Annotated in this window: 9 protein-coding genes and 1 pseudogene; 3 read left to right on the plus strand and 7 right to left on the minus strand. The window is 58.1% G+C overall.

Annotation, left to right across the window (positions count from 1 at the left end; genetic code table 11):
- Positions 1 to 275: 275 nt before the first annotated feature.
- A pseudogene (locus Q0072_RS06650) lies at positions 276 to 628 on the plus strand (IS1595 family transposase); the annotation flags it as partial.
- A gap of 242 nt (positions 629 to 870) precedes the next feature.
- On the opposite strand, the gene Q0072_RS06655 reads toward Q0072_RS06650, so the two are convergent.
- From Q0072_RS06655 to Q0072_RS06685, 7 genes are all read right to left on the minus strand, one after another.
- A complete protein-coding gene (locus Q0072_RS06655) occupies positions 871 to 1,524 on the minus strand; it encodes a hypothetical protein (RefSeq protein WP_298327480.1) in 654 nt (217 codons plus the stop codon).
- Positions 1,521 to 2,309 carry a 2OG-Fe(II) oxygenase gene (locus Q0072_RS06660; RefSeq protein ID WP_298327482.1) on the minus strand — a complete coding sequence of 263 codons (789 nt, stop codon included), beginning with the start codon at positions 2,307 to 2,309 and terminating at the stop codon, positions 1,521 to 1,523. Before Q0072_RS06660 ends, Q0072_RS06655 begins: the two co-directional genes overlap by 4 nt.
- A gap of 5 nt (positions 2,310 to 2,314) precedes the next feature.
- Positions 2,315 to 3,850: a class I SAM-dependent methyltransferase gene (locus Q0072_RS06665; RefSeq protein ID WP_298327484.1), complete on the minus strand. Its 1,536-nt coding sequence runs from the start codon at positions 3,848 to 3,850 to the stop codon at positions 2,315 to 2,317.
- A gap of 138 nt (positions 3,851 to 3,988) precedes the next feature.
- Positions 3,989 to 4,498 (minus strand): GNAT family N-acetyltransferase, encoded by a 510-nt coding sequence (locus Q0072_RS06670; protein ID WP_298327485.1) that lies wholly within the window; start codon positions 4,496 to 4,498, stop codon positions 3,989 to 3,991.
- 10 nt (positions 4,499 to 4,508) lie between these two features.
- Positions 4,509 to 5,102 carry a tail fiber protein gene (locus tag Q0072_RS06675; protein WP_298327488.1) on the minus strand — a complete coding sequence of 198 codons (594 nt, stop codon included), beginning with the start codon at positions 5,100 to 5,102 and terminating at the stop codon, positions 4,509 to 4,511.
- A 13-nt stretch (positions 5,103 to 5,115) separates the two neighbouring features.
- Positions 5,116 to 5,658, minus strand: a complete 543-nt coding sequence (locus Q0072_RS06680) for a tail fiber protein (RefSeq protein WP_298327489.1) — start codon at positions 5,656 to 5,658, stop codon at positions 5,116 to 5,118.
- 34 nt (positions 5,659 to 5,692) lie between these two features.
- Positions 5,693 to 6,238 (minus strand): tail fiber protein, encoded by a 546-nt coding sequence (locus tag Q0072_RS06685; protein WP_298327491.1) that lies wholly within the window; start codon positions 6,236 to 6,238, stop codon positions 5,693 to 5,695.
- Positions 6,239 to 6,745: 507 nt separating this feature from the next.
- On the opposite strand from Q0072_RS06685, the gene Q0072_RS06690 reads away from it, so the two are divergent.
- Positions 6,746 to 7,603 carry a sulfotransferase gene (locus Q0072_RS06690; protein WP_298327493.1) on the plus strand — a complete coding sequence of 286 codons (858 nt, stop codon included), beginning with the start codon at positions 6,746 to 6,748 and terminating at the stop codon, positions 7,601 to 7,603.
- Between the two features lie 5 nt (positions 7,604 to 7,608).
- Positions 7,609 to 9,640 (plus strand): DUF4347 domain-containing protein (locus Q0072_RS06695; protein WP_298327495.1); only part of this gene is annotated, 2,032 nt, incomplete at its 3' end.

Raw genomic sequence — 9,640 nt, forward strand, 5'->3', positions numbered from 1 at the left:
TATCCGCGCCCGGCAGGAGACGATCGACACTTTCCTGGCCATCGCCGACCGGGAAGGTTGGGTGCTGGGCGAGGTGCTGGAACATGCCATGGCGGCGCTGGAGCGGGAGTTGGCGGCACGGGGATGACCGGACCCCGCATGTCGCTCCGGGGTGCCGACAGGGAAGTGAGTTTTATTACCGCGCCACTATCAACCAAAGACAGCTTGAGTGTTGTTTTCTATGGATTTCCGTACGGTTTTCTTGCAGTGACTGGGGGGATGTCCGCTGAGCTTCGCTGCATGCGACCAAGCTGCCGTTGCGCACCTGGCTGCTGGTCCTGTGGTTCATCCTGCAATCTGACAAGGGCATCCCCTTGATGCGGCTGGCCGAAATCATCGGAGTGAGCCAACCGACGACATGGCGGATGGGGCATGTGCTGCGCCTGCTGGTGGCCCCCGACCACACGCTGGGTGGCGTCATCGAAATCGACGAAATGTATTTCGGTGGCGCGCCCTGGTCCGATCCCGACAAGCCCCGTGCCGGTCGGGGCCGCAAAGGACAGCCGCGTACGACCAAGACGCCGGCCATGGTCGTTGTTCAGCGTCCCGCCGGATCGGACCCGGAATACCGGCCGACGAAGCCAGGGCCTACCGTGAAACCACCTGAATGTCCGGCCAAACGGGGGCAAGTTCACTTTGCCGTCCGACCCAATCCCATGGACCTGGAAAACATCCTTTGCCAGATTCAAGCCGATGACATTCACCCTTTCCATCAATCGCCCCTCCTTTAAACTGATCTCTGCGACAGCTCAGTTTGCTACCGTCAAATCCAGGGAAAAGGGCCGTTCACAACATCAGTTCACTGACGCGGATCTTGAACCCTGATGGTCTTCAAGCCCCATCACCCCGAACGCGGTAATGGGCCAGCAGCTGCGGACACAAGGTTTCCAGCTTTTCCTCTATGCCGGGTGGGTGGTTCTGGTCTTTGAAACGGTCAGTTAGTCCACGTGTTCGGGCGTTGCCGAAGACTACTTCCATTTCCTCCTGCAAGGCCGGTTCTGCGGCCCAGAGGCTGCCAAGCAGCTCATCATAGGAGCGGCGAAACTGAAAATATTCTTCCGTAATTGGCCAGCCGAGGGTAGCCATGGTCGCCAGAATGGATGGGTCGCGCGCAATCAGATCCTCGTAATGGATGATGGCATCGAAGCGGTCCTGCTCCAGGAACAGTGCTTCCAGGACCTGGAATTTCTCATGCATCAGGCCACTATAATGACGGTAGGGTTTGGTGCGCAGACTGGCATAATTGTCCCGCGGGTCGCGCAGCAGCAGCACGGTGCGGTCAGGGCGGAACCGCTCCACATGCACCGCCAGGGGATAGGCCGTGGTGATGACGGCCTTGGCCACGAAATCCAGCGTCGTCGTTATACGCGGGGCCGCGAAATTGTTGGGAATATCGACCAGCGCCACGCAGCCCGGCCGCTGCGCCAGCACCTGGGTGAAGGCGGTGGCGCCACTGGATTGCATCCCATGGATCAGCAGTCTCATGTGATGTCTCCCGGTCGCCGCAACCAGTCCTGGCCCAGTTCTGCGGTGATGAAGACATAGCGGCGGCAATGGGGGGTCGGCTCGCGTGGGGCTACGCCATGGATGGCATTCATCCCCTGCGGAAAGAGGACCAGCTGATTGGCACGATACGGAATGCGGGCGACCTCTTCGACGCTGTGTGGCGGCAGTTCATAGGCATCGAATGCCATGATCGGTTGTTCGCGCCAACGGTACAGCAACAGCTCCCCACCCACGCTGTCATCCTCGGCAGCCCGCATATAGAACAGGCCGGAGAATAGCCGGTTGGGCGTATCCAGATGCGGTCCACGAACGCAGGAAGCCCGGTCCCGGACGGGCGTATTGATCTCGATCCGCGCATCCTGACGGATGCGTGCCCGGTCGTGGTCATCTCCAGACAGGTTCAATCTGCCTGTGCTGTGGCCCGTGAGACTGCCGCCCAAGGCGGCAAGCATGTCCCGAGGCCAATGATCCTGGAATAAGGCAGCCACGGCGGCAAGGAAGTCTGGGCTACTGTGAAGCTCGACGAAATGCTTCCAGCAAGCAGGCATATCCTCAGCAGACAGGATGTTCGCCGCCGGCAGGGCGAAGCGCCGATTGTTGGGTAGGATCGGATTGTTGGTCGCCCACCCTATCCGGCTGAACGGGGGGAAACTGTCACACAGTGCCGCATAATCCGCCTCTGGCAGGGCGTTCGGCACAATGACATGCGGAAAGGGTGTCAGCCGGATATCGTCGTTTTTGATGCCGGACAGCAAAGATTGCACGGAAATCAGCCTTCCCTGATGCCTGAACCCGTGTCAGGAATGATGCCGTATCGACCCAGCCAGGGCAGCAGGTCGCGGGTGAACCGGGCGGACAAGGTCCGCAACCGCGCCAGACCATCGCTATCCGCAGCGATAGGACCGTCATGCCAGGGAACAGGTGTCCCCAAGGCTGCGATATCCTGCCAGACACGCTCTGCCAAGTCTGGAGCCTTGTCGATCGTGGCGCCAACAAACAACATATCCAGTAACCCGGCGGTCGATGCCGCCGCAATCGCGGGTGCCACCAGGAAGCCCGATGCAACGCCGCGCCGCGCCCGTTCCAGAAGGGCCCGGTTTAATGATTGCGTCGATTGCAACGAGGCTGGCATCTCCGCCGGTACAGCAAAAATCTGCCCGCCCTGAAGCATGGCCGTCAAAGTCGCCAAGGTCTGTTCCGGTCCCGGCATGCCAGGAAGGGCGGCCAGCTCCGCATAACTGGCGGCACTTTGCGCCAAACGATCCAGGATCGCCGCACGGCAAGTCGGCTCCGGCAGAAAACCCAGACCGTGCATATCGATGACCGGGTTGTCGGGTTGCCGGTTGTTAGAGGCCAGGAAGCGTACGGCATGGCGGCGTTCGGCAGCATTGGACAGTGGCCGGACATCGCGACCGTAAATATCACAACGGAACGCACGGTCAGCGACCATATCAACAAATAGTTCGCGCACCGGCTCTGCCGCATGTTCGGCCATGAAGGGCTGAAGCATGGGAGGAACCGCCATGCCGGCAACATTATTGAACAGGTGGGCCGATCCTACGAATTCCAGTCCAGCACCGGACATCCGGCGCTGCATGTCCGATGGGTAAATTGGCTGCCAATGTCGGTTCAAATATTCATGTACCAGATAAACAGGATCATGCGCGCGCAAGGCCTGCAATTGGTAGCCAAGCCTGTCCAGCGCAGGGATGCCCGGTCCGCTGGACGCGAAGCGGGCTGCCATATCCAATGCGCGTTGCATACGCTCCTGCAAGGGGCCCTGGTCCTGCTCCACCAACTCCATCAGCAGTTGGCGCAGGCTGGACATTCCCGCCCAGCCGACAGCGCTGTTATAGCTGACATAGAATAACCCCCCTGGCTTCAACAGGCGGCGCACGATCTCCATGATACAGGCTTGGTTTTCGGCTGAAACCCAACTGAAGACCCCGTGCGCTACGATAAAATCGCAAGCGGGCAGATCATCGCGCTGTGCGAGTTCGGCAAAGCTGTCTGGCAGGATCGTGAGGTTATCAAGCCGAGCGTCATCACGGAGCCGCGTGGCGCTTTCCACATGCGCCGGCATGAAGTCATTGGCAAAAAAGCGAGCCTGCGGAAACAGCGCCGCCGCCAACAAGGCCCCTGTTCCATGGCCACATCCAAGCTCCAGAAGGGTGAACTCCGCGTCGATGCGTGGCGCTTGCACGCCGGCCCACAGCGCCGCCATGGACAGCCAGGCTGGATTCTGTTCCCGGCAAAGCGGCTTGATATAATCGATTTCGGTTACATAACCTTCACGCCAGCTCATCGACGGCGATATCCCTTTCCGCCCTTGCCTCAAATCATACCAACGGCGGGAAATCCTGACCTATGGTCAATCTTTCCCGCCCCTCAGTCGCCGGCCTCCGGCGGCATGAGTCAAAAACCAGGTCACAGGGACTTGGTATCAGGCCGGCCAGCGCATGGACCAGGAAGCGCCATCCGTACCGGTTTGCACAAAGCCCAAGCGGGTATAAAGTCTCTGGGCTGGATTATGCAGAGCCACCTGCAGGCTGACGCTGCATCCGCTGCGCTCTGCTTCGGCTTGCACGGCTGCGATCAGGGCAGCGCCAAAGCCGCGTCCCCGCCATTCCGGCAGGAGCGATATATCGACGATGCGGATATCGGCGGTTCCCCGGAACAGATACAGCCGTCCGACCGGCCTGTCGTCCTGTTGAACAATACAGAAATCGGCATCGTGATAGGCCTGCGCGTAATGACGGCGCTGGAAACCGAACTGTGACGCCAGAAACTGGTGCTTCATTTCTGCTGGCCAGCCTGTCGGCTCCAGCTCGGCCAGGCGGGTTGAGATAAAAAGCAGCTCCAGGAACGGCAAATCGTCCAATGCCTCCTGGCGCAGCGCCAACCCTGTCCCGGCCATCACCGGACCTGTATCAAACCGCGCATCCTTCATCATGGGAGCAGCGTCAGTTCCGCATTGGAAACGTGCCGTTATAGTTGATGCAGTAAACCAGCGTCAGATAGGGCTGGCGGTTTTCATGGGAGCTCACACCCCCACCGGGTGCTCCACCGGCGGGGCCGATGATGTTGGGATTAAGCGGGGTTGTCAGCGACTGGCCAGTATAGGTCTGATAGGAGGCTGGTGTCTGGGCGGTGTTGGGGCCTGTAACCACATTAGGCTGGGCCAACCAGGAAGAGTTGGCGACCGGCGTGGACAAGGTATTGGCCTGGATCCCCGCATTGACGGGGTCCTGCACGACAAGAGGGTGTGAATGAGGCGGGCCCTGGTTGCTGCTCGTGAGGGCAACGCTGGTGACACCGACGGATTTCGACCAAATCCGGGTGGTGAGCCCAGGGCCGGTGCCCTGCCCCATCACCGCTATGCCCTGCAGATTGGGGAGTTTGAAGCTCGTGTTGGCAGTCCCGCCCCAGGTATTGCCGATAACGGCATAAAGGATTTGGAATTGGCTGACGGCCAGCTCCTGCCCAGTACATTCCAACCACCCTTGCGGGACGAAACTATAAGGGAAGGCGCGGACCTCACCGATAAAAGCATCCATGATATCAGCTCCCTCAGCCGCGAGTTGGAAACGTGCCGTTCAAGGCGATGATGTAGGTGAGCGCCATGGTGGGCATCATGTTGTTATGAGTAGCCCCACCGGTAGAGGTGGAAATGCTCGGTGCCGCCAATGTTGTCACCGTCGCAGCCCCAGCACCCGATCCATCCTTCAGATAGGCTGTGGCCGGTGACTCGGTGTTGGCGAAAGCGAGCGTCTGGCCGGGTGTTAAATCTGTGGCGGTAACACCCGCCGTAGCGAAGCTGTGGCTGTGCGCTGGCGTATGGGCCGCGGCAAGAGAAACAGCCTCTGCCCCACCAGCCTGTGCCAGGGTCCGCGGCGAGAGGCCCGTGCCCTGGCCCTGGCCCACCGGAACACGGCCCCGCAGATCGGGAATGCCGAATGTTGTCACGCCATCCCCGCCATAAGTGGTTCCAATCAGCGCAAACAACGCCTGATACGTCGATACGCTCAGCAGTGACCCATCGCAGAGGTGCCAGTCAACGGGCGGGTACTGACCTGCGAACAGTCGGACTTCACCGACATAATAGTCGACCATAGGGGACATCCTTCCTGAAGGCTGGAAGTTGGTATCAGTTTCGCATCGGATAAATGCCGCCGATGGCGATACAGTAGTTCATCACCAGGAATGGCTGCATATTGTTATGCGGCGCTGCGGGGGTGTTCGTGGAAACTGTTCCGGCATTGAGCGTGACTGGCGCCGAACCCATTGCGGCAAAGAGCGCAGGCACACTTGTCATCCCCTTGCCCGCCTTGACGGGCGTGGCGATAAGGTTACCGGCCGGCGATGTAGTGTTTGCGTTGCTGTCAACGCCACTGACATAATGATTGTGGGCCGGGATCTGTTGGAGGGTGAGCGCCACACCTTCAACGCCACCGGCCTTTCCACGGGCATAGTCCGGATTGGACGGGTTCCATGCCTGGCTGACGGTGGTCCGGCCACGCAGGTCGGGGAGACCGAAAGTTGTCTTCCCGTCACCCCCATAAGTGGTTCCAAGAAGAGAATACAGAGCTACGTATTTTTTTGTGTCCAATAACGAACCGTCGCAGAGGTGCCAGTCCTTTGGTGCCCAATTGTACGGAAACAGACGGATCTCACCCAAGAAAAAATCCGACATTCCAGCCTCCAGTTGCCCCCTAGGATGGGGGAAGCATGACTTTTCAAAAAATCATATGCCATAAAAAAATTAAACATGGAAGAGGATAGATTAATCAAACTACCAAAAGATGTACATACCAACATCAACCTCATGTCCATCCCACGCGATTGGGGCAGGGGGGGGGACATCAAAGAACAAGGGGTGAGGAAATGACCCGTCATAGGCTCCCGCAGCCCCCCATGAACGCCATCATGCTTGATCTAAAGGGCTATTTTCGCTAAATTCAAATGGCGATTTAGCTACCAACCTAACATTAACGCATTAATAGGCGGGCGCCAAAAATGAATTCCGAGAAAAATGAAAAAGAAATCACTAAAATCGCAAAATTTCTTAATAAGTCAAACTTTGGATTTTTCTGTTTTTTAGAAGTTTTTCTGATTTCATATAATGAATCGCGTTCGCATCGCCGCATGGTTTAATTATAAATGAAAATTGACTAGAGAAAGAAGCAAGGAAACCATACAAATGCAATCACCGGTTCACGTAATTTCTGGCCTGCCTCGCTCCGGCTCAACGCTGTTGTCGGCGCTGCTGCTTCAGAATCCCCGCTTCCATGCAGGCATCAGCAGCCCTGTTTTGCCCCTGATGACCAACCTCATCGACATGATGAGCGCGGGCGGCGGGCCCGTCATGGTCACGGATGAACAAAGACGCTCCATTGTGAAGGGGGTGTTTGACGGATTTTATGCCTCAACGGGCCGTGAAGTGGTTTTTGACACGAACCGGGCCTGGACCGCGCGGCTGCCGCTGCTTCAGGATCTGTTTCCCGGTGCCAAGGTCATTGCCTGTGTTCGTGATATGCCCTGGATCATGGATTCCTTTGAGCGTGTCATCCGGCAATCGCCTTATGAAAAGACGCGCATGTTCGCCGGGGCCCCGGACCACACCACCGTTTATGGTCGCACAGAGGCGCTGGGGTCACAGAACGGCGTCGTCGGCGGTCCCTGGTGCGCCCTGCGGGAGGCTTACTATGGCCCCCAATCCCAATCGTTGCTGATCGTCGAGTATGAATTGCTGGCCCATTCGCCTGAAAAGGTGTTGCGGCTGGTTTATGACTTCATCGGTGAGCCCTGGTATTCCCGGCATGATTTCGAGAATGTCGAATTCAACGCCGATGATTTTGATGCAGCGCTGGGTCTGCGTGGTCTTCACGCTGTCCGGCCCCGTGTCGCCTTTGAGCCACGCAAGACCATCCTGCCCCCTGATGTCTGGAAGCGGTACGAAGATAAATCCTTCTGGCGGGACCCGGCAGGGTCGGCCGCCCATGTCATCGCCGCGCGCGGCAAAGATACAACAAAGTCGATTCAGGTTACGGAGAGGTAAGCGCCATGGGCAAGCGGATGAACAAGCGTGGCGGCAGCCTGACCTCGACGATCGCTCTTGAGCCCCGGATGATGTTCGATGCCGCGGCGGTGGCAACGGCATCGGAAACTGTTCATCAGATTGATGGTCAGGTTGCGGGCAACTCACCGGATGCTGACGTCTCGTCCCTGCTCTCCGCCCTTGCCAATGTGCCTGCCGCTGCCGATCATAAGGTCGTCGTTGTCGTTGATACCAGTGTCAAGGATTACCAATCCCTGGTCGATGGGTTGGCACCGGGCGCGGAACTGATCCTGATTAATGGGGCGTCGAGTGGTTTCGACCAACTGGCATCGGCATTGGCAGGGCGCACCGATATCGACGCCTTGCACATCATCAGTCATGGCTCGCAAGGATCGGTGACCCTGGGGAGCGATACCTTGTCTACGGCCAACCTGGCCAGCCATGATGCCGATCTGGCGATCATTGCCGGGGCTATGGCAGAGGATGGGGACATCCTGCTTTACGGCTGCCTGGTCGGCAATGGTGAGGGGCAGGATTTTGTCGAAGCCCTGGCGGTCAAGACTGGCGCAGATATTGCGGCTTCAGACGATCTGACAGGCTCTGCCGCCCTGGGGGGGGATTGGGACCTGGAGGTGCGGTCGGGCGACATTGATGCCACGGCTGTCATATCCGCAGAGACATTGGCTGGATATGAGAATTTGTTGGCGCTGCCCAATGGCAGCCAAGTGTTGAGCTCAATATTTACAGTTACTGGCGGCTCAAGGCAAGTAATTTCATTTGGCGGCACCGATTTTGATACATACCCTCAGTGGTCTGACACTGGTGGGTATTTTACCCTAACCGGTGGCGGTAACGGGAGCGTCAGGAATATTGGCCTGGCAGGGCCCAGCCAGTCGTACGAACCTTGGGTTGGTTTGAATGCAACAGGCAATGCTTACTTCAAGGTTGTGGCAAACACCAGCAAATTATCGACGTTTCAGCTTAATTCGCTAAATATGTACCTAAAGAATGCGTACTCTTTTACTGGCGTTCAAATTACGGGCTATAGAGCATCTGGCGGTACCGTAACAAATACAGCAGTAAATATTAATACAACCGGCGTAAAGGCGCTTACTGTTAGCAGTTTTTCAGGCATCGACCTGACCGGATTCCGTATTGATTTTGCATCAACGAGCCATTCTCTTTGGTACCTTTATTTCCAAAGCTTTGGCGTGACAGGGTCGGCTGCGCCCTCATTGCCGGAAATCGCCGTCACCGGCAACAGCACCAACATCACCGACGGGGATACGACCCCCTCGACGACCGACCACACCGATTTCGGTTCCACGGCGGTCGCTGGCGGTACCGTGGAGCGAACCTACACGATCAACAATACGGGGCCAGGCGCTCTCAATATTTCCAGCATAACCCTGAGCAACACAACGGATTTCAGTTTTGTCGGCACCAACCCGACCAGCATTGCGGCGGGTCAGTCGGCGACGGTCACCGTCCGTTTCGACCCCGCATCAGCGGGTTCCAAGACGTCCACGCTGACCATCAACAGCAATGACAGCGACGAGGCGGCATTCGATTTCCGTCTGACCGGCACGGGGGTCGCCGGCCCCAGCATCACGTCGGCCACTTACAACGCCTCTACCAATGTCCTGACCGTCACCGGCGACTCCCTGACCAATGGCGGTGCCATTGATGAGACCAAGCTGACCCTGACAGGCCAGGGGGGCAGCACCTATACGCTGACCGAAACCGGGGCCATCACCGCCAGCAGCGCCACCAGCTTCAGCATCACCCTGAACGCTACCGACCAGATCAATGTCGAAGGGTTGCTGAATAACAACGGCACCACCAGCGCGACTGGAAGCACCACCTACAACCTTGCTGCCGCGGCGGACTGGCACGGCACCGGCAATGCCGACCTTACGGGCAATGGCGTGACAGTCAGCAATGTTCAGACGCCAACCATCACGTCGGCGACATACAATGCCTCGACCGGGGTCCTGACGGTGACGGGCACCAATCTGGTGCGGCAGTCGGGTTCCA

This window comes from Asticcacaulis sp. (assembly GCF_027484505.1).
Taxonomy (GTDB): domain Bacteria; phylum Pseudomonadota; class Alphaproteobacteria; order Caulobacterales; family Caulobacteraceae; genus Asticcacaulis.